Consider the following 20,076-nt stretch of genomic DNA (forward strand, 5'->3'; position numbering starts at 1 on the left):
CGTTATTGCGTGAGCCAGACCTGGAAGCGCTTGTTGATCTGATCTGCGTTGTCGGCCCAAAAGTTCGCGTTGATCTGCACCGCGCGCTTGAAGTTATCCGGCGCGGTCGGCATGTCGGCGAGTCGCTGCTTGTCGACGAGCGCGACCGCATCCTTACGCGGCGGCGCATACGCGATGTACTTCGAGAGATCCGCCGATGCCTTCGGCTGCGCTTGCGACACGATGAACTTCGCCGCGGTATCGGCTTGCTTCGCGCCCGTCGGAATAGCCCACCACTCGAAGTCGTAGACTTGCGCGTCCCACACGGCCTTGAACGGCTTGTTGTCTTTCTTCGCGGCGTCGTCGATGCGGCCGTTGTAGGCCTGCACCATCACGACCGCGCCATCGGCGAGCAGTTGCGGCGCCTGCGCGCCCGATTCCCACCACACGATGTTCTTCTTGATCGTGTCGAGCTTCTTGAACGCGCGATCGACGCCGGCGGGCGTGCCGAGCACCTTGTAGACATCTTTCGGGTCGACGCCATCGGCGATCAGCGCCCATTCCATCGACACCTTCGGCGACTTGCGCAGGCCGCGCTTGCCGGGGTATTTCTGCAAATCGAAGAAGTCGTTGACAGTGGTCGGCGCGGTCTTCAGCTTGCTCGCGTCGTAGGCATAGACCGTGGACCACACCATGCTCGCAACCGCGCAATCGCTGATCGAGCCGGGGATGAAGTCGCTCGTCTTGCCGAGCATCTTCTTGTCGAACTTCTGCAGCAGGCCTTCATCGCATGCGGTGATCGCGTCGTTGGTTTCCAGATCGATGAGATCCCACGTCGTGTTCTTCGCCTGCTCCATCGCGGAGAGCTTGGCGAGGCCGCCGTCATACGATTCGGTCGAGAAGTTCACGCCCGTTGCCTGCGTGAACGGTTCGAACCAGGCTTTCTTGGCGGCGGCTTCGAACGCGCCGCCGAACGTCACGACGGAGAGTGTCTCCGCCGCCTGTGTCGAGATAGTTGCAAATGCAAATACTGCGAGTGCGGCGCATTGTGCTTTGATGTGATTGCGCATGTCAGTTGGCTCCTGCGGGTGCGGTCGGGATGAGAGAAGGTGAGGGCGGTGTGCTCGGGGCAATCGCGGGCGCGTTTTTTGGCGCCATCATCGCGAGAATCTTGCAGTCGTCGTGACGCCACGCGATATCGATCGTGCTGCCTGCGCAGGGCAATGCGTGACGCTGGGTATTGGGCACTTTGACGACGATGGACTCGCGCGAGCCGAGCTTCAGATGCACGCGATGATGATCGCCGCAGTACACGAGCTCCTCGACGCGTGCGCGCACGACGTTGCTGTGCTCGTCCGCGTGCGCGTCTTCCGTGCCGGGAATGTGCGCGCGTTCGGGGCGCAGCGCGAGCATCGCTTCATCGCCGGCGCGCAGGCCGTGCTCGCAGCGTCCGCGAATGACGCTGCCGTCCGATAGCGCCAGCGTCGCCCATTCGCCGTTCGCACTGGCGACGCGCCCCGTGAGCCCGTTGTTCTCGCCGACGAAGTTCGCAACGAACGCGTTCTGCGCGTTCTCGTAAAGCTCGCTCGGCGTCGCGGCCTGCTGGATGCGGCCATCGGAAAAGACGGCGACCCGGTCCGACATCGTCAGCGCTTCGGCCTGATCGTGCGTCACGTAGACGATCGTCAGCGAAAGCTCGCGGTGCAGCCGCATGATTTCGTATTGCATCGTTTCGCGCAGGCGCTTGTCGAGTGCGCCGAGCGGCTCGTCCATCAGCACGACGCTCGGCTCGAACACGAGCGCGCGTGCGAGCGCGACGCGCTGCTGCTGCCCGCCGGAAAGCTGTGAGGGTCGCCGGCTCGCGAGATGGGGCAACTCGATCATCTCCAGCGCGCGCTTCACGCGCGTCTTCTGCTCGGCGCGGCTCACGCGTCGCACGGAAAGCGGAAAAGCGACGTTCTCCGCGATCGTCAGATGCGGAAAGAGCGCGTAGTTCTGAAAGACCATGCCGATGTCGCGCTGATGCGGCGGCTTGTCGTCGAGACGCCTGCCGTCGAGACGAATCTCGCCTTGCGTCGGCGTTTCGAAGCCCGCGAGCATCATCAGCGTCGTCGTTTTACCCGAGCCGGACGGACCGAGCAGCGAAAGAAATTCTCCCTTGCGCACGTCGAGGTTCAAATCCTCCACGACGTAATGGGCGCCGTCATACGATTTGCTCACGCCGGAGAAGGAGATGAAGGAAGGGGCTGACATCGTGTTCGTGTCCTGTCTTTCAGTGCTGTGCGAGCTTCGTCGCGATATAGCGCGCAAAGTCGAAATTGGGCCGTTCAAGGTGGCTCAGATTTCCGGGCTTCGCGAGCGGCGCATGCACGCCGCGAAACACCGCTTCCACGCCGCGCCTGTCTTCCGCGTTCACTTCGTCGAGCAGCTTCTTCAATGTCGACATATGCGCGTTCGCTTCCGCGTCGGCGATGAATTCAGGCGCGAGACCGCCGCCGAAGCGGATATGCACTTGCCCGACGCCGCGCGGCTGCAACACGAGATACCAGAAATAGCCGGGCGTAAGCGTGACGAGATGCGTCGGATAGATCGCGAGCAGTGCGGTCGTCTTGCGCCAATGACCCGTTAAACGCGGGTTATCCGGATGAGCATTGCCAATGGGCAAGCTCGCTTCCTTCGTGATCCAGTGATAGTTGAACGCGGGATAACCCGGTGGACATTCCATCTCTTCGAGCTTCGAATGCGGCCCTACGGTCGCGCGATGCAGCATTGGCAAGTGATAACTTTCCATGAAGTTTTCGGCGAGGATCTTCCAGTTGGTATCCCACACATGCTCTTCATAGAAAGTTTCGATGTAGTCCGTCATGCCATACGCGCCGATCAATTCGCTCAGTTCGGCTAGCTGCGTTGCGACGGGCGGCGCGCTTTCATCGAGCGTCACATAGATCCAGCCTTGCCATTCCTCGCAGCGCACGGCGGGCAGCCTATAACTTTCCTTGCAGAAGCCTTCTTGCCGGTCCATGAGCGGCGCGCCCTTCAATTCGCCGTCGAGTCCATAACTCCACGCGTGATACGGGCACACGATGCGCCGCTTGTTGCCGCGCCCTTCCAGCAGCACCGACATGCGATGCAGGCACACATTCGACATCGCCTTGAGCTGCATCTGCTCGTCGCGCAATACGACGATCGGCTGCGCGCCGATCTGCGCCGTCAGGTAATCGCCGGGTTCCTTCAACGCGCTCGCGCGGCCGACGCATTGCCATTCATGCGCGAAGATCTCGCGCTCTTCGAGTGACAGGAAGTCGGGCGATGTATAGACGCCAGGCGGCATGGCGTGCGCATCGCTGAATGGTCGTTCGCAATTCGACCGTAACTGGTCGATGAGCGTGTCCACTGCGATCATGAAGCCCTCCTTGTCTCAACTCGTGAGAGCGCGCTGGCGCGGGCTTTGACCGCATTGCGCTCGACATGGACATCAATCTATCAAGCCAAATTGCCAGCCAAAATATTGTTTTCGGATACAAAGCAAAGCTTTTATCTATGCAGCGCCGATAACTTCACGTATCGATATGCAGTCGCCTAATATAGTTCTCGCAGAACGACGAGAAGCGATGCACCACTTGCCGCGGACGCATTGTGCGCGATTGCGCGATGCCTAACGTAGTCGCGTTGACGTTGTCCTTGAAGCGCTTAATCACGAAGTCCTCGCCATCCACCGTGCGATTCGACTTCAGCGGAAAGTTGAGGATGCTATAGCCGAGGCCGTTCGCCACCATGCCACGCACGACTTCCGGTTGCGATGACCGGAACGCGGGCACGGGACGGCTGCCGACCGCATCGAAGAGCGCGGCGAAATACTCGCGGCTATGCGGCAGATCGAGCATCACGTAAGGCTCCGATTGCAAATCGGCGAGCGATACCTTGCGCGCTCGCGCAAGCCGATGCGTCTTCGGCAAGATCGCATAAGGCGGCAACGAAAGCAGCGGCGTGAACGCGATGTCCTCGGTCAAGTCCAGACTATAGGTGAGGGCGATATCGAGCGAACCGTCATGCAGGCCGCGCAACAAGCCGTCCTGATGCGCTTCGACCGTGCGAAACGAAATGCCCGCGTGCCCCGCCGTGAAGCGGCTGATGAGTCCCGGCATCAAAGGCGGTGCGAGCGACACGAGACAGCCGAGCGCGATGGAGCCGGTCATGCCGCCATCCATTTCTTTCGCGGCCATTTGCAGTTCTTCCGCGATCTTCAGCAGATTGCGCGCTTGCCCGAGCAGATCGCGGCCGGCCTGCGTGAGCGACAGACCGCTCGCATGATGGCGAATGAATAGCTGCACGCCGAACGATGCTTCGAGATCGGCGAGGGCGGTCGATATCGACGGTTGCGAAATATGCAGTTTTTTCGCGGCGGCGGTGAAGGACAAGGCTTCGGCAGCGACCACGAAGTAGCGCAATTGCCGCAGCGAATAGCGCAAGGGATGGCTTTCCATCGATGACATTCCGGAAATGGAGCTTCGATGAGCCGCATTGTGAAGTGCTCAAAATTCATTGCATAGCCAAATCCGATGCCGTGCATTTCTTAAATATATTTTTCGGATTCGATCGGGACGCGTAGATTTTCACGAAGACATCACGGATACAACGGCCTTTCAGAAGGACATAGCCATGACAGTGGAAACAACGTCTATCGACACGCTCGTGGTCGGCGCGGGCCAGGCAGGCGTCGCGATGAGCGAACACCTGAGCAAGCTCGGCGTGCCGCATCTCGTGCTGGAACGCGATCGCATCGCCGAACGCTGGCGCACGGGCAGGTGGGATTCGCTCGTCGCCAATGGTCCCGCATGGCACGATCGTTTCCCTAATCTCGAGTTCGCGGATTTCGACCCCAATGGTTTCGCATCGAAAGATCAGGTCGCGGAATACTTCGTCGAGTACGCGAAGAAATTCGATGCGCCCATTCGCACCGGCGTCGAAGTGAAGAAGGTCGTGCGCAATGCGGGGCGGCCGGGCTTTACCGTCGATACATCCGACGGAACCATCGAAGCGAATCGCGTGGTCGTCGCGACGGGTCCGTTTCAGCGCCCCGTGATTCCGCCGATCGCGCCGTCGTCCGCAAAGCTCACGCAGATCCATTCCGCCGACTATCGCAATCCGCAGCAACTGCCCGAAGGCGGCGTGCTCGTCGTGGGCGCGGGATCGTCGGGCGTGCAGATCGCCGATGAATTGCAGCGCGCGGGCCGGCGCGTGTATCTGTCGGTCGGCGCGCACGATCGTCCGCCGCGCGGATATCGCGGACGCGATTTCTGCTGGTGGCTCGGCGTGCTCGGCGAATGGGACGCGGAAGTGATGAAGCCGGGCCGCGAGCATGTGACCATTGCCGTGAGCGGCGCGCGCGGCGGCCATACGGTGGACTTCAGGCGCCTCGCGCATCAGGGCATCACGCTCGTCGGTCTGACGAAATCGTTCGACGATACGCGCGTGAGCTTCGAAGCCGATCTCGCGGATAACATCCGTCGCGGCGACGAGAACTATTTGTCATTGCTCGATGCCGCCGATGCCTATGCGCAACGCAACGGCCTCGATCTGCCCGAGGAGCCCGAAGCGCGCCATATTCCCGCCGACCCGGAATGCATGACGCATCCGCTTCTCGAACTCGATCTCGCGCAAGCGGGTGTTACGTCGATCATCTGGGCGACCGGTTATGCCGTCGATTTCAACTGGCTGCAAGTCGATGCATTCGATGACAAAGGCAAGCCGAAACATCAACGTGGCGTCGCCAAAGAACCGGGCATCTATTTTCTCGGCTTGCCGTGGCTTTCGCGGCGCGGCTCCGCGTTCATCTGGGGCGTGTGGCACGACGCGAAACATATCGCCGATCACATCGTCACGCAGCGCAAATACCTCGCTTATTACGACGCGCCGCAACGTGCTGTCGAGACGAAGCGCGAAGAAGGCGTGACCGATGCATCGCGCGTCCACAAGGTCAGCGAGATGGGCGTCAACTGATCAGAAACTATCCGGAATCAAGGTGCATTCGATGAGCCAACCTACGCATACCCGTATCCGCATGTTCAACACGAAGGATACGTACCCGAATCAGACCCTCGATAACGACCTCTGCCAGGCCGTTCGCGCGGGCAATACCGTTTATGTGCGCGGTCAGATCGGCACGGACTTCGACGGCAATCTCGTCGGTCTCGGCGATCCGCGCGCGCAGGCCGAGCAGGCGATGAAGAACGTGAAGCAGTTGCTCGAAGAAGCGGGCAGCGATCTCTCGCATATCGTCAAGACGACGACTTATCTCACCGATGTGCGCTTTCGCGAGCCGGTGTATCGCGAAGTCGGCAAATGGCTGAAGGGCGTGTTTCCGATTTCGACGGGCCTTACCGTCGTCGCGCTCGGACAACCCGAATGGCTGATGGAGATCGATGTGATCGCCGTCATCCCCGATGGATGGACGCCGCCCCAGGAGCGCGCATGACATTCTCGATCGTCGGACGATGTGAAGAGACCGGGCAGCTCGGCATCGCGATCAGTTCGTCGAGCATCGCGGTGGGCGCGCGCTGTCCGTGGGTGCGCGCGGGCGTGGGCGTCGTCGCGACGCAGAACGTCACGCTGCCCGCGCTCGGTCCGCAAATTCTCGATTACATCGAAAGCGCCAAGCTCGATGCGAACGCCGCACTCGAACGCGCGTTGAGCGCGAACGAATGGAGCGAGTATCGGCAGGTGACGGTCGTCGATGCGCAAGGCCACACCGCGTTCTTCAGCGGCAAGCAAGCGCTCGGCACGTATCACGCGGTCGCGGGCAGGCAATGCGTCGCGGCGGGCAACATGCTCGCGGGCGTGCATGTCATCGAAGCGATGATTCCCGCATTCGAGAACGCATCGGGCCAGCTTGCGGATCGTCTGCTTGCCGCGATGCATGCGGCGATCGCGGCGGGCGGCGAAGCGGGGCCGGTGCATTCGGCGGCGCTGAAGATCGCGGGCGAGCAAAGCTGGCCGCTCGTCGATCTGCGCGTCGACTGGGCCGATGACGATCCCATCGGCAAGCTCGATGACCTGTGGCATGCGTACGAGCCGCAGATGCAGGACTACGTGACGCGCGCATTGAACCCGACCGCTGCGCCGAGCTACGGAGTGCCGGGCGATGAGTGACACGACGAGCCGCGATCTGCTCGACAAGCTGATTAGTTTCGCGACCGTCAGCCGCGATTCGAATCTCGCGCTGATCGAGTTCGTTCGCGATTACCTCGCGCAGTTCGACATCGAAAGCGAGCTGTTCTACAACGCGGAGCGCACGAAGGCGAATCTGTTCGCGACGATCGGACCGCGCGATCGCGGCGGCATCGTGCTCTCGGGGCATACGGATGTCGTGCCGGTCGATGGCCAGCCGTGGACCGTCGATCCATTCCGTCTCACGGAAAAAGATGGACGGCTCTATGGCCGCGGCACAGCCGACATGAAGGGCTTTCTCGCGTCGGTGCTGGCCGCCGTGCCGATGTTGATCGAGCGCGAACTGAGATTGCCCGTGCATCTGGCGTTTTCATACGACGAGGAAGTCGGATGCCTCGGCGTGCGGCCGATGCTCGCGCAACTGGAGAAGCGCGCGCACAAGCCCGTTCTGTGTCTGATCGGCGAGCCGACATCGTTGAAGCCGGTGCTCGGTCACAAGGGCAAGCTCGCGATGCGTTGTCAGGTGAAAGGCGCGCCTTGTCATTCCGCCTATGCGCCGTATGGCGTGAACGCGATTCAATATGCAGCGCGCCTCATCAATCGGCTCGAAGAAATCGGCGAACGGCTGGCGCAGCCCGAGCATCACGACGAGCGCTTCGATCCGCCGTATTCGACCGTGCAGACGGGCGTCATCAAGGGCGGTCGTGCGCTCAACATCGTGCCGGCCGAATGCGAATTCGACTTCGAAGTGCGCGCGCTTCCCGGCTTCGAAGCGAGCACGGTCGCCAAGGATTTGCAGGCGTACGCACAAGCCGAACTGCTGCCGAAGATGCGCGCCATTGAACCCGAGACAGACGTTCGCCTCGAAGCGCTATCCGCGTATCCCGGACTCGCGACATCGCCCGAAAGCGAAGCGGCGCGTCTCGTCGCGCTCTTGAGCGGATCGTCGGAATTCGGCACGGTGGCGTTCGGCACGGAAGGCGGACTCTTCGATCAGGCAGGCATTCCGACTGTCGTATGCGGTCCCGGCAGCATGGATCAGGGACACAAGCCCGATGAGTACGTAACCCTCGAACAACTCCACGATTGCGACGCGATGCTGATACGCCTCGCCGATCATCTTTCGACCACAGCCTGATTTCTCACACGCCGCAGGCGATACGGGCGCGATGCGCGGCAGGGCATCGCTTTGCCGCGCACAAACTGGAGACGACTTTGACTAGTGCATCACGCAACGCTTCTCCGTTGATCGAGAAGCACACCATCGGCTATGTGCCGCCCGAGGATCGTCACGGCAAAGTGCGCGACCTGTTCACGCTATGGTTCGGCGGCAATATCGCGCCCTTGCCGATCGTGACGGGCGCGCTCGGCGTGCAGATCTTTCATCTGAACCTGCTGTGGGGCATCGTTGCGATCGTCGTCGGACAGGCGGTCGGCGGCGTGCTGATGGCGTTGCATTCCGCGCAAGGGCCGCAAATGGGCATTCCGCAGATGATCCAGAGCCGCGCGCAGTTCGGATCGTGGGGCGCGTTGCTCGTGACCGTCATCGCGGGCGTGATGTACGTGGGCTTCTTCGCGTCGAACATCGTGCTCGCGGGGAAGTCGCTGCATGGCATCGAGACGTCGGTGTCGGTGCCCGTGGGCATCGTGATCGGCGCGCTGGGATCGGGACTGATCGGCATCATCGGATACAAGTTCATTCATATCCTGAACCGCATCGGGACGTGGGTCCTCGGCATCGGCATTTGCGTGGGCTTCGGCTACATCCTCACGCATGTCTCGACGGACGATTTCCTCACGCGCGGCGGCTTCAACTTCGCCGGCTGGCTCGCGACCGTATCGCTTTCCGCGCTGTGGCAGATCGCGTTCGCGCCTTACGTGTCCGACTATTCGCGCTATTTGCCGGCGACCGTGCGCGTCTCGTCGACGTTCTGGGCGACGTATCTCGGCTGCACGATCGGCTCGACGCTCGCCTTCGTGTTCGGCGCGGTCGCGGTGCTCGCGGTGCCGCCCGGCGCCGACGCGATGGATGCCGTGAAGCTCGCCACCGGACCGCTCGGCCTGCCGATGCTCGTGTTGTTCCTGTTGAGCGTCATCAGCCACAACGCGTTGAACCTGTATGGCGCGGTGCTCGCGGTGATCACGTCATTGCAGACGTTCGCGTATCGCTGGATTCCGACGGCGAAAGCGCGCGCCGTGTTGTCGGTCGCGATTCTCGTCGCGTGCTGCTATGGCGCGATCGGCGCATCGACGAACTTCGTCGCGAATCTCGTCGATCTCGTGCTTGCGCTGCTCGTCGTGCTGGTGCCGTGGACCGCGATCAATCTCATCGACTTCTATGTGATCCACAAAGGCAAGTACGACATCCAGTCGATCTTTCAGGTAGACGGCGGCATCTATGGACGATTCAATCCGCAGGCGTTGATCGCTTATGCGATCGGTATCGTCGTGCAGATTCCGTTCATGAACACGCCGATGTATGCGGGCGCGGTGCCCAAGTATCTCGACGGCGCGGATCTGTCGTGGATCGTTGGATTGCTGCTGACGTCGCCGGTTTATTACTGGCTTGCATCGCGCGATACGAGTTATCGGCGCAGACAGAACGGTGCGCGTGTGGCGTCGAACGTGGCGCGGTGATTCATAAGCGATGTCGGGCGGGACTCTTTCCCGCCCGACAATTCTGTTGTAACCCCGGCTGCATTTACGTCGAGTGTGCACATGCACATAATCGCGTCACCTGCTGCGAAAACCCTTCGCGGCGCATCGAGGCGGTGACGATCCCGGGCTTGCCGAACGGCGGCCTGCAAGTGCGGTTCAGTGATTCTGATTCGTTGCGGCACACATCGCTCCTCCTCGCACCCGCATTCAGGAGCTTGTCATGTCGAACGATCTTCCTCTCCGGACGGCTTCGCGCCGTCATTTCATCGGCGTCGCGGCGGCGAGCATCGCGGCGAGCGCATTGAGCCGCGTCGCATTCGCCGATTCGATCCAGAGCACGGCGGACATCGTGCAAGTGAAGAGCGGCGACAAGACCGCGATTCGCCCGCTTCGCGTCCACGCAACGGATGCGCAACTCGCCGATCTGAAGCGGCGCGTGCAGTCGACGCGCTGGCCCGAACGCGAAACCGTTGCCGATGCCTCGCAAGGCGTGCAACTCGCGACGATGCAGCAACTCGCGCGCCATTGGTCGACCGCTTACGACTGGCGCAAGGTCGAAGCGCGGATCAACGCGGTGCCGAACTTCGTCACCGAGATCGACGGACTCGACATCCACTTCATCCACGTTCGCTCGAAACATGCGAACGCGTTGCCGATGATCGTCACGCACGGCTGGCCCGGCTCGATCATCGAGCAACTGAAGATCATCGATCCGCTGACGAATCCGACCGCGCATGGCGGCAATGCATCGGATGCGTTCGATGTCGTGATTCCGTCGCTGCCCGGCTACGGATTTTCCGGCAAGCCGGCGACGACCGGCTGGGACCCGCAGCGCATCGCGCGCGCATGGATCGCGCTGATGCAGCGGCTCGGCTACACGCGCTATGTCGCGCAGGGCGGCGACTGGGGCAACGCGGTGACCGAGCAGATGGCGCTTATCGCGCCGCCGGAACTGATCGGCATGCACACGAACATGCCGGCGACGGTGCCGGACGATATCGCCAACGCGCTGAAGTACGGCAATCCCGCGCCCGCGGGTTTGGCCGGCGATGAAAAGCACGCGTTCGATCAACTCGATTACTTCTACAAACACGGCCTCGGCTACGCGCAGGAAATGGCGAATCGGCCGCAGACGCTGTATGGCATCGAGGATTCGCCGATCGGTCTCGCGGCATGGATGATCGATCACGACGCGGCGAGCCAGGCGCTGATCGCGCGTGTGTTCGACGGCCAGGCGGAGGGTCTCACGCGCGACGACATCCTCGACAACATCACACTTTATTGGCTGACGAACACGGGCGTTTCATCGGCGCGGCTGTACTGGGAAAACAAGCTCAACTTCTTCGCGCCGAAGCATGTTGCGATTCCGGTGGCGGTGAGCGTGTTTCCGGACGAGATCTATGCCGCGCCGCAAAGCTGGACGGAGAAGGCGTATCCGAAGCTGATTCACTACAACCGTCTGGCGAAAGGCGGGCATTTCGCGGCATGGGAGCAGCCGCAAGCCTTCACGGATGAAGTTCGCGCGGGCTTCCGTCCGCTGCGTTCGGCGTAAAGGCGGCGCATCACGTTCAGCGCGCGCATGGACGCGCGGCCGATGCATCGGGCGGAACCCTGTCACAATCGCAATCTCCGACGTTTCTCGACGATGCGCTCGGGAGTGCGATTGACCGGGCCGTCTCATCCGATTGCGGCGCGCGAGGTGCGCCGCGCGTGTTTCTCCATGACAAGGAGCAAGCGATGCCAACGATGCAGGCAGTGCAGGTAACGAAAGCGAATGGTCCGCTGGAAGTCGTCGAGCGCGATGTGCCGGAACCGCCCGCCGGACACGTGCTCATCAAGGTGCAGGCGTGCGGGATCTGCCACAGCGATTCGCTGACCGTCGAAGGACTCTGGCCGGGTCTGCAATTTCCGCGCGTGCCGGGACACGAGATCGCAGGCGTGATCGAGAAGCTCGGCGCGGACGTCGAAGGATGGGAAAAGGGTCAGCGCGTCGGCGTGGGCTGGCACGGCGGGCATTGTGGCCATTGCGAGCATTGCCGGCACGGCGACTTCGTGCTTTGCCAGCGCGCGCTGGTGCCGGGCATCAGCTATGACGGCGGCTACGCGGAATACATGGTGGCGCCGCAGGAAGCGCTCGCGCGTATGCCCGACGATCTCTCCGACGTCGATGCCGCGCCGCTTCTTTGCGCGGGCATCACCACGTTCAATGCGCTGCGCAACAGCGGCGCGCGAGCGGGCGATGTCGTCGCGGTGCTCGGCATCGGCGGGCTCGGTCATCTGGGCGTGCAGTTCGCGCGCAAGATGGGCTTCCAGACGGTGGCCATCGCGCGCGGACAGGACAAGGCGCCGCTCGCGAAGCAACTCGGCGCGCATCATTACATCGACAGCGAATCGCAGAACGTGGCCGACGCGCTCAAGGCGCTCGGCGGCGCGCGCGTGATACTCGCGACGGCGACGAGCGGCAAGGCGATGAGCGCGACCATCGGCGGGCTGGGGCTGAACGGCAAGCTCATCATGGTCGGGATATCGGAAGAGCCGGTCGAGGTGCCGATCACGCAGTTCATCATGGGGCGCAACTCGGTGCAGGGCTGGCCGTCGGGCACGGCGGCGGACTCGCAGGAAACGCTCGCGTTCAGCGCGCTGTCGGGCGTGAAGCCGATGATCGAGGAATATCCGCTGTCGCGCGCGGGCGAGGCGTATGAACGGATGATGAGCGGCAAGGCGCGGTTCAGGGTTGTGTTGACGCCGGGGAAGTGAGGTGAGCGAAGCCCCGCTGGGCGGGGCTTCGAAAGCCGCCTAATCCCCCTCCCTCGTCAACAGACACCAGATCGCGAAAAACGGCACATCACCCGACCGCATCGCGTGCGGATTATTCCGCACGTTATGAATCCCGCCGCCGATGCCCGGATCGCGCCATTCTCCGCCGTTCTGCCGAAACTCACCCGGCGTGAACAGCACATAAGCTTCCTCGGGCGGATGACTGTGATCCGGATAACGCGTATGCGGCAGCATCAGCGAAAAGCCCAGTTGCACGTCATAACGGCTCTCCGCGCCGCCGGGACCGCAGATCATGCCGTGCACGTGTGCATCGATATAGCCGTCGCTACCGTTCAGGCCCGATGATCGGCGCGACCAGCCGAGATCGGGTTCGAGCGCCTTGATCGCGCGCGCGGCGGTGCCGAAGCCGGTGTCATCGTCGATGAAAGGCGCGAGCGTCGCGTCGAGCCATTCGCATGCGGGATAGCGCGTGCGGTGCCGCGCGCCATCGTCGGATGGCGTCCGCAATCGCTCGAACACGCGCGCCGCGACGCGACGTCCCGCTTCCGGCAGCTTCTCCGATTGAAACAGCTTCTCCGCGATGGCGATGTAAGCCGCCACGTTCTGCGCACGACGATTCATGAAGCGCTCTCCGTCACAACCAGTCGGTCTCGAAGCTGCATGCCGTGAGCGGCACGCAGCCGTGCTCCGTAAGCACCACTTGTTCCTCCAGTTTCACGCCCTGACATCCGCCTTCCGCGCCGATATAGCTTTCGATGCACAGCGTCATCCCCGTTTCGAAGACGCCGTCATAGCCCGCGCTGTCCCAATCGACCTGATGCGCGATGGCCGGCGCTTCATCGACCATGCCGATGCCATGCGCGATGCAGCTATACCGGTTCTTCACGTACGGCGCGGGAATCTTCCACGCCTTCTCGGAGAACCCGCGATAGGTCATGCCCGGACGCAGCAGGTCCATGTTGAAATGCACCTGAGAATAAGCCAGTTCGTACAGCTTGCGTTGCTCGTCGGATGGACGCGTGTCGCCCACCGTCCAGGTGCGGGAAATGTCGGAGCAGTAGCCGTGCGGGCCGACCATGTCGGTATCGAAGGCAAGCAGTTCGCCGTTTTGCAGCACGCGCGACGAACATTCGCGCATCCACGGATTGGTGCGCTCGCCGGACGCGAGCAGCCGCGTCTCGATCCATTCGCCGCCGTGACGGATGTTCTCGAAGTGAAGATGCGCCCATAGCTCCTGCTCGGTCATGCCGGGCCGAAGCTCGCGACGCATCCGTTCGATACCGGCCTCGCACGCGCGCAGCGATTCGCCGATCAGCACGAGCTCGCCCGCCGACTTGATCGCGCGGGCGTCTTCCATCATCGCCTGACCGTCGAGCAAGGTAAGGCCGCGATTGACGAGCAGCGCCGAGCCGATCGGATCGAGCCGGTCGACCGCGAGCCGGCTGTCGCCGCGCGCGTGCGCGCGAAACACATCGACGATTTCGTTCGCCCACACTTCGGCGCGGCTTTCCGCTTCGTGGCCCGCGCTGAAATAAATCCAGCTCACCGCGCCGCGCATTTCGACGTTCAACTCGATGCCGTCCCAAACGTGCTCGCAGCTATGAAACTCCCACGCGACGATGCGGCCATCCGCGAACACCATGATGTAGCGCGACGGATTGCGCGCGGTCCATATCTGCATGTTGGACGTGTCCGTCGCATAGCGGATATTGACGGGGTCGTACAGCAGGATCGCGGGACATTCGTGTCGCTTCAATTGCGCAAGCACGCGCGCGAGCCGATAGGTTCTGACATCGCGCATCGTCCGCACCGGGTCTTCGACCGCCATGTGCGCGTCTCCTCACAGTTCCAGTACGAGGTCCGAAGTCGGACGGCTGCAGCACAACAGGCGAAATCCCTTCTGGACTTCCCTTTCGCGAATGCCGCCGTTGTGATTCATGTCGACGGTGCCTTCGAGCACCTTGGTCTTGCACGTCCCGCATATGCCCTGACTGCACGATGACGCCACCGCGACGCCCGCCTTCTTCGCCGCCGACAGCACCGTTTGCGATGCGTTCATCGTGAACGATTTCGACGAGCGCGACAGCTTCACGGTGAAGGTTTCCTGCGCAACGCCGGCTTCGTTCGGCGAAGGCGCGGGCGCGACGCCCGCACCGATATCGAAGCTTTCCTGGTGATAGCGCGCCGGATCGTGACCGCCTTCGCGAAGCAACGTCCGCACCGCGCTCATGTAGCCGGCCGGGCCGCACGTGAAGACCTCGCGCTCCAGATAGTCGGGCGCCCATTGCGACAGCAATTGCAGGCTGAGACGGCCGATCGGACCTTGCCACTGCGTCTCGTCGCCGATGCCTTCGCACACGAAGAACACGCGCAGGCGCGGCGAGAGCTTCGCGAATCGCGCGAGTTCATCGCGGAACACGATATCCGCAGGCGTACGCGCGCTGTGGATGAACACGATGTCGCGATCCAGCCCAAGGTCGATGCTCGCGCGCGTCATCGACATGAGCGGCGTGACGCCCGATCCCGCCGACAGATACAGCGATTTCCTCGCGGGCGCGACGCTCGGCGTGAAAGCGCCGGAAGGACCGTATGCACGCAGGTCGCTGCCGGGCTTCATGTTGTCGTGCAGCCAGTTGGACATCGTTCCGCCCGGCACGCGCTTCACCGTGATCGAGAGCAAAAACGGGCGCGTCGGTGCGGAGGAGATCGTGTAGCAACGCTCGACCGATTGCCCTTGCACCTTCGCCGACACCGTCATGAACTGGCCCGGTTCGAACCGCACGGGCAGGCCGTCGGCGGTGCGGAATTCGAAGCTCTTGATATCGTGCGTTTCGTCGACGACGCGGCAGCACGTCAGCGTCTGTTGCTCGCCGCTCGGCCATAGCTTGCCGCCATGTTCCCAGGTGACGACATCGGCGAGGCGATCGTCGAGATCGACCGCGGGAGCAAAAAATCTGTCGACTGAATTCATGGCGCGAAAAAGAGTGCGTTGGCGATGAGCGAAGTATTGGATCGCCCATAAACACCGTCAACGCGCTTTATTTTCCGCGTTCCATTACTTGATGTTATGCGTCAGCCGTCGACCGGCGCGACGGGCGTTTCGAGCTTGAGCTGATAGAACGCCGCATCCAGCCAGCGGCCGAATTTGAACCCGGCTTCGGTGATCGTTCCCGAATGCGTGAAGCCGAGCCGCGTATGCAGGCGGATGCTGCCCGCATTCGTCGCATCGACGCAGCCGACGAGCACATGCACTTGTGCTTCGCGCGCGCGCCGGATCAGTTCGCGCAGCAGCCGCTCGCCGAGCCCGAGGCCACGGCAATCGCGATGCACATAGACGCTGTGCTCCACGGTGTACTTGTAGGCGGGAAACGCGCGGAACGTGCCCCAGCTCGCAAAGCCCATGAGCTTGCCCGACGCATCGACGGCGCCGACAACCGGAAAGCCGCCCGCGCGTTTCGCGGCGAACCACGTCGACATGGCTTCGGCTGGGCGCGGCACGTAGTCGTACAGCGCGGTCGAGTTGACGATGGCTTCGTTCAGTATCTCGAGGATGGCCGGCGCGTGTTCGGCCTCGTTGCAATCGATGAGGCGCACGTCGTCGTGCGGATCGGTGGTGTTCATTCGATATCCGTTCAGGGCTGAAGATGAATCAGTTGGCGGACGCGTCGCCGATGGCGAGAATGTAGCGCGCCGCTTTCGAAGCCGGGTTGCTGAAGATGAGCGGGCGGTCGAGGCGCATCGCGAGGCAGTCGCCTTGCTGAAGCGCGTGAAGCTCGTCGCCGATCACGATGTCGATGCGTCCGCTCATCACCCAGACTTGCTGGTGCATGTTCGATTCGCGTCCGCCGGTTTCATACGCGACGCGCGCGCCCGGCGGAAAGTCCACTTCGACGAGCTGAAACGGCGACGGCCAGCCCGCAGGCGATAGATTGCGGCGCGTATAGCCGGATTCGGGATCGCGCCATTTCAATTGCTGGCGGCGCCGCGCGAGCGGTTGCGCGGGCGCGCCTTCCGCTTCCCCGCCGAAAAGGCTCGCGAGCGATACGCCCAGGCCCGCCGCGAGCTTGTCGAGCACGACGGCGGTCGGGCTGGCCGCGCCGCGCTCGATCATCGAGATCATCGAGCGGCTCACGCCGCAGCGCGCCGCGAGCGCGTCCAGCGTGTAGCCGCGCGCGGCACGCAACTCGCGGACGCGATCCGCGATGCGCTGGTTGATGTCGGCTTCAGCGGAAGGCTTGACGGTATCTAGCATAGTGGACGGAGTGTCCAATAAACTAGACGTCGATGTCAAGCGAAAGCGGGCTTCGCTGCACGAAGACAGCGAAGCCCGCCGATGACGCCTATAACCGGTTCAGATCAGCCGTACACGGGGAAGCGCTTGGTCAATTCCGCGACCTGCTGACGAACGCGTTCGAGGTTGCCCGCGTCTTCCGGGCTTTCGAGCACATCGGCGATCAGGTTGCCGACGATCTCCGCTTCCTTCGTGCCGAAGCCGCGCGTGGTCATTGCGGGCGAGCCGAGGCGCACGCCGCTCGTGACGAACGGCTTCTCCGGATCGTTCGGAATGGCGTTCTTGTTGACCGTGATGTGCGCGGCGCCCAATGCGGCTTCCGCGGCCTTGCCGGTGATTTTTTTCGCGCGCAGATCGACAAGCATCACATGGCTTTCCGTGCGGCCCGAGACGATACGCAGACCGCGCTTCACGAGCGTTTCGGCCAGCACGCGCGCGTTGTCGACCACGCGCTGCTGATATTCCTTGAACTCCGGCGACAGCGCTTCCTTGAACGCGACGGCCTTCGCGGCGATCACATGCATCAGCGGACCGCCTTGAATGCCCGGGAAAATGGCCGAGTTGATCTGCTTCTCGAACTCGGCCTTCATCAGAATGACGCCGCCGCGCGGGCCGCGCAGGCTCTTGTGCGTGGTCGTCGTGACGAAATCGGCGTGCGGCACCGGATTGGGATACACGCCCGCCGCGATCAGGCCGGCATAGTGCGCCATGTCGACCATCAGATACGCGCCGACGCTCTTCGCGATCTTCGAAAGACGCTCGAAATCGATCTTCAGCGCAAACGCCGACGCGCCCGCGACGATCAGCTTCGGCTTGTGTTCGTTCGCGAGTTGCTCGGCCGCTTCGTAGTCGATGTCTTCGGCTTCGTTGAGACCGTAGCTCACGACGTTGAACCATTTGCCCGACATGTTGACCGGCGAGCCGTGCGTAAGGTGGCCGCCGTGCGCGAGGCTCAGGCCCATGATGGTGTCGCCGGGCTTGAGCATCGCGAAGAACACGCCCTGATTGGCCTGCGAGCCGGAATTCGGCTGCACGTTCGCGGCTTCGGCGCCGAAAAGCTCCTTCACGCGATCGATCGCGAGCTGCTCCACCACGTCGACATATTCGCAACCGCCGTAATAGCGCTTGCCCGGATAGCCTTCCGCGTACTTGTTGGTGAGCTGCGAGCCTTGCGCGGCCATCACGGCCGGGCTCGTGTAGTTCTCCGACGCGATCAGCTCGATGTGATCTTCCTGGCGTCGGTTTTCATTCGTGATGGCCGCCCAGAGTTCCGGATCGACGTTTTCAACGGTGCTGGCTGCGCGATTGAACATGATGGTACCCATGTAAGAGAGAAGCGGGTTGCTGCGGGAACGCGTGACTGTCCCGTATTCCATCGAAAGCCGGCTCGCGCGGATAGAAGAATTACGACATTGCGCTGGAATGCGGGCACCTGCGCATTCGCCGCAAGTGAATGCTTATTTCATCGGGCGGCTGATTCGCATCAACGTGAACGCGTGACGCAGCTCGAAGCCGAGCCGTTCATACAGCGCGATGGCGCTTTCGTTGTGACTGAAGACATGCAGAAACGGCGTGTCGCCGCGCTCGCCGATTTCCTTGCGCAGGATGTTCATGAGCCGTCCGGCCAGGCCGCGTCCGCGGCAACGTTCATCGACGCACACCGCGCTGATCTCCACATGACCGTCGATGGCCATGCGCTCGCCCGCCATCGCGATGAGTTCGCCTTGCTCGCGAATCCCGATGTAGCGGCCCATTTCGCGCGTGCGCCTGCCGAACGGACCGGGTTTCGTGCGTTGCACGAGCGCGAGCATGGCGTCGATATCGGCAGCGCCGAGCGCGATCACGTCGCGGTCGTCGATGCTTTGCGTGAAACGCGACGTCGCGATCATCTGATGGATGGCGCCGACGCGCTCCGCGTGCAATGCGCCGATGTCCGCGAGCGCATCCGCCGACAGCATCGCGACGTGTTCGCCGGGTTGCAGCAGCGCGTGCAGCGCGCGCCAGGCATCGGGTGTATCGGAGGCGATGGCCCCGAACGGCGCGACATCCGGATGGAAACGCCGCGCGAGTGTGTCGCCGAGGCCGAGATGCGCCTGCTTCGTGGTCAGCGCGGTCCAGATCGGGCGGTCGAGTGCGGCGTGGGTCGGGCGGATCATATCGGCTCCGGTTGCGAAAGGTGATCGAATGCCGATCACTTTAGGCGAGTCGGAGCGTTCCGGCTATTGTCGGAAATGACAGTTTCGGGGGCATTTGCGCCAAACGAAACGCGTCAGGGGTAGCGGGCTTCGTCCAAATCGGCGATGAGCGTCGGGCCTGTCGGTTTCCATCCGAGGCGCGCCTGCGTCAGCGCGCTCGACGCGGGCATGTCCAGGCCGACGAACATCGCCATCCAGCCGAAATGCGCGGCTGCATCGTCCGGAGAAATCGACGTGACCGGCAGCTTCAGCCCGCGTCCGAGCGCTTCGGCAATCGCGCGGCTCGCGATGCCTTCCTCGCCGACCGCGTGATAACGCGCGCCGCTTTCCGCCTTCTCGACGGCGAGCCGGTAGAGCCGCGCGGCATCGGAGACATGGCCCGCCGGCCAGCGATTGCCGCCATCGCCCACATAAGCGACGACGCCCTTGTCGCGCGCAATGCCGATGAGCGGCGTGATGAGACCCTGCTTCAACGGATCGTGAACCTGCGGCAGTCTCACCACCGACACGTTGATGCCGGAATCGAGCAGCGTGTTCCCCGCCAGCTCGGACGCGATGCGCGGATTCGGATGGCGCGTGTTGAAGACGTCCTCGCGCGCCGGTTCGCCGTGCTCGCCGCTGCCCATGCCGGTGCCCGACGTGATGACGAGCGGACGATTCGTGCCCGCGAGCGCCGATCCGAGCGCGGCGATCGCGCGCTTGTCCTTTTCGCAGTTCTCGACGAAGCGCGAGAAGTCGTGATCGAAGGCCGTGTGGATGACCGCATCCGCCAGCGCCGCGCCGCGCGCGAGGCTTTCCGGATCTTCCAGCGTGCCGCGATGCACTTCGGCGCCGGCATCTTCGAGCGCCCGCGCGCCCGCATCCGAGCGCGTCATGCCGATCACCCGATGACCCGCGTTGATCAATTCGTGCACCAAGGCCGAGCCGATGAAGCCGGTCGCGCCCGTCAGAAAAATTCGCATGGTGAAGCTCCCTGGTCGAATGGCGCTCACTATCCAACGTTTTTTT

At 62.8% G+C, this 20,076-nt stretch carries 19 protein-coding genes; 7 read left to right on the top strand and 12 right to left on the bottom strand.

Annotated elements, in window-relative coordinates; genetic code table 11:
- Positions 1 to 2: 2 nt before the first annotated feature.
- The 4 genes from LDZ23_RS28655 to LDZ23_RS28670 all read right to left on the bottom strand — a co-directional run bounded on the left by LDZ23_RS28655 (position 3) and on the right by LDZ23_RS28670 (position 4,463).
- Positions 3 to 1,049: an ABC transporter substrate-binding protein gene (locus LDZ23_RS28655; RefSeq protein WP_008346216.1), complete on the bottom strand. Its 1,047-nt coding sequence runs from the start codon at positions 1,047 to 1,049 to the stop codon at positions 3 to 5.
- Between the two features lies 1 nt (position 1,050).
- A complete protein-coding gene (locus LDZ23_RS28660) occupies positions 1,051 to 2,232 on the bottom strand; it encodes an ABC transporter ATP-binding protein (RefSeq protein ID WP_008346218.1) in 1,182 nt (393 codons plus the stop codon).
- A gap of 19 nt (positions 2,233 to 2,251) precedes the next feature.
- Entirely contained in the window at positions 2,252 to 3,382 is a 1,131-nt protein-coding gene (locus LDZ23_RS28665; RefSeq protein WP_008346220.1) for an aromatic ring-hydroxylating oxygenase subunit alpha, read from the bottom strand.
- A 154-nt stretch (positions 3,383 to 3,536) separates the two neighbouring features.
- Positions 3,537 to 4,463 carry a LysR family transcriptional regulator gene (locus tag LDZ23_RS28670; protein ID WP_008346221.1) on the bottom strand — a complete coding sequence of 309 codons (927 nt, stop codon included), beginning with the start codon at positions 4,461 to 4,463 and terminating at the stop codon, positions 3,537 to 3,539.
- 175 nt (positions 4,464 to 4,638) lie between these two features.
- Here LDZ23_RS28670 and LDZ23_RS28675 point away from each other — a divergent pair, with 175 nt between their 5' ends.
- The 7 genes from LDZ23_RS28675 to LDZ23_RS28705 all read left to right on the top strand — a co-directional run bounded on the left by LDZ23_RS28675 (position 4,639) and on the right by LDZ23_RS28705 (position 12,561).
- Positions 4,639 to 5,979 (top strand): flavin-containing monooxygenase, encoded by a 1,341-nt coding sequence (locus LDZ23_RS28675; protein WP_008346223.1) that lies wholly within the window; start codon positions 4,639 to 4,641, stop codon positions 5,977 to 5,979.
- Between the two features lie 31 nt (positions 5,980 to 6,010).
- A complete protein-coding gene (locus LDZ23_RS28680; RefSeq protein WP_008346225.1) occupies positions 6,011 to 6,454 on the top strand; it encodes a RidA family protein in 444 nt (147 codons plus the stop codon).
- The gene (locus LDZ23_RS28685) at positions 6,451 to 7,128 is read left to right on the top strand and encodes a DUF1028 domain-containing protein (RefSeq protein WP_008346226.1); all 678 of its coding nucleotides are present in this window, start codon (positions 6,451 to 6,453) and stop codon (positions 7,126 to 7,128) included. The genes LDZ23_RS28680 and LDZ23_RS28685 overlap by 4 nt, the downstream gene beginning before the upstream one ends.
- Positions 7,121 to 8,284 carry an acetylornithine deacetylase gene (gene argE, locus LDZ23_RS28690; RefSeq protein ID WP_008346228.1) on the top strand — a complete coding sequence of 388 codons (1,164 nt, stop codon included), beginning with the start codon at positions 7,121 to 7,123 and terminating at the stop codon, positions 8,282 to 8,284. The genes LDZ23_RS28685 and argE overlap by 8 nt, the downstream gene beginning before the upstream one ends.
- Before the next feature lie 77 nt (positions 8,285 to 8,361).
- On the top strand, positions 8,362 to 9,783 hold the full coding sequence (locus LDZ23_RS28695; protein ID WP_008346231.1) for a purine-cytosine permease family protein: 1,422 nt from the start codon (positions 8,362 to 8,364) through the stop codon (positions 9,781 to 9,783).
- Positions 9,784 to 10,024: 241 nt separating this feature from the next.
- Positions 10,025 to 11,356, top strand: coding sequence for an epoxide hydrolase family protein (locus LDZ23_RS28700; RefSeq protein WP_008346232.1), 1,332 nt, complete (start codon positions 10,025 to 10,027; stop codon positions 11,354 to 11,356).
- 185 nt (positions 11,357 to 11,541) lie between these two features.
- A complete protein-coding gene (locus LDZ23_RS28705) occupies positions 11,542 to 12,561 on the top strand; it encodes an alcohol dehydrogenase (protein WP_008346234.1) in 1,020 nt (339 codons plus the stop codon).
- A gap of 39 nt (positions 12,562 to 12,600) precedes the next feature.
- Here LDZ23_RS28705 and LDZ23_RS28710 read toward each other — a convergent pair whose 3' ends face one another.
- The 8 genes from LDZ23_RS28710 to LDZ23_RS28745 all read right to left on the bottom strand — a co-directional run bounded on the left by LDZ23_RS28710 (position 12,601) and on the right by LDZ23_RS28745 (position 20,030).
- On the bottom strand, positions 12,601 to 13,203 hold the full coding sequence (locus LDZ23_RS28710) for a dimethylsulfoniopropionate lyase (protein ID WP_008346237.1): 603 nt from the start codon (positions 13,201 to 13,203) through the stop codon (positions 12,601 to 12,603).
- A gap of 13 nt (positions 13,204 to 13,216) precedes the next feature.
- The gene (locus LDZ23_RS28715; RefSeq protein ID WP_008346239.1) at positions 13,217 to 14,410 is read right to left on the bottom strand and encodes a M24 family metallopeptidase; all 1,194 of its coding nucleotides are present in this window, start codon (positions 14,408 to 14,410) and stop codon (positions 13,217 to 13,219) included.
- A gap of 12 nt (positions 14,411 to 14,422) precedes the next feature.
- A complete protein-coding gene (locus tag LDZ23_RS28720; protein WP_008346241.1) occupies positions 14,423 to 15,553 on the bottom strand; it encodes an FAD-binding oxidoreductase in 1,131 nt (376 codons plus the stop codon).
- 101 nt (positions 15,554 to 15,654) lie between these two features.
- Positions 15,655 to 16,203 (bottom strand): GNAT family N-acetyltransferase, encoded by a 549-nt coding sequence (locus LDZ23_RS28725; RefSeq protein WP_008346242.1) that lies wholly within the window; start codon positions 16,201 to 16,203, stop codon positions 15,655 to 15,657.
- Between the two features lie 28 nt (positions 16,204 to 16,231).
- Positions 16,232 to 16,834, bottom strand: coding sequence for a helix-turn-helix domain-containing protein (locus LDZ23_RS28730; RefSeq protein ID WP_008346244.1), 603 nt, complete (start codon positions 16,832 to 16,834; stop codon positions 16,232 to 16,234).
- A 104-nt stretch (positions 16,835 to 16,938) separates the two neighbouring features.
- Positions 16,939 to 18,186: a serine hydroxymethyltransferase gene (gene glyA, locus LDZ23_RS28735; protein WP_008346246.1), complete on the bottom strand. Its 1,248-nt coding sequence runs from the start codon at positions 18,184 to 18,186 to the stop codon at positions 16,939 to 16,941.
- A 144-nt stretch (positions 18,187 to 18,330) separates the two neighbouring features.
- Positions 18,331 to 19,029 (bottom strand): GNAT family N-acetyltransferase, encoded by a 699-nt coding sequence (locus LDZ23_RS28740; RefSeq protein WP_008346248.1) that lies wholly within the window; start codon positions 19,027 to 19,029, stop codon positions 18,331 to 18,333.
- 113 nt (positions 19,030 to 19,142) lie between these two features.
- Positions 19,143 to 20,030 carry an SDR family oxidoreductase gene (locus LDZ23_RS28745; RefSeq protein ID WP_008346249.1) on the bottom strand — a complete coding sequence of 296 codons (888 nt, stop codon included), beginning with the start codon at positions 20,028 to 20,030 and terminating at the stop codon, positions 19,143 to 19,145.
- Positions 20,031 to 20,076: the final 46 nt, after the last annotated feature.

This window comes from Caballeronia zhejiangensis (assembly GCF_022879815.1).
In the GTDB taxonomy this organism is placed as follows: Bacteria; Pseudomonadota; Gammaproteobacteria; order Burkholderiales; family Burkholderiaceae; genus Caballeronia; species Caballeronia zhejiangensis.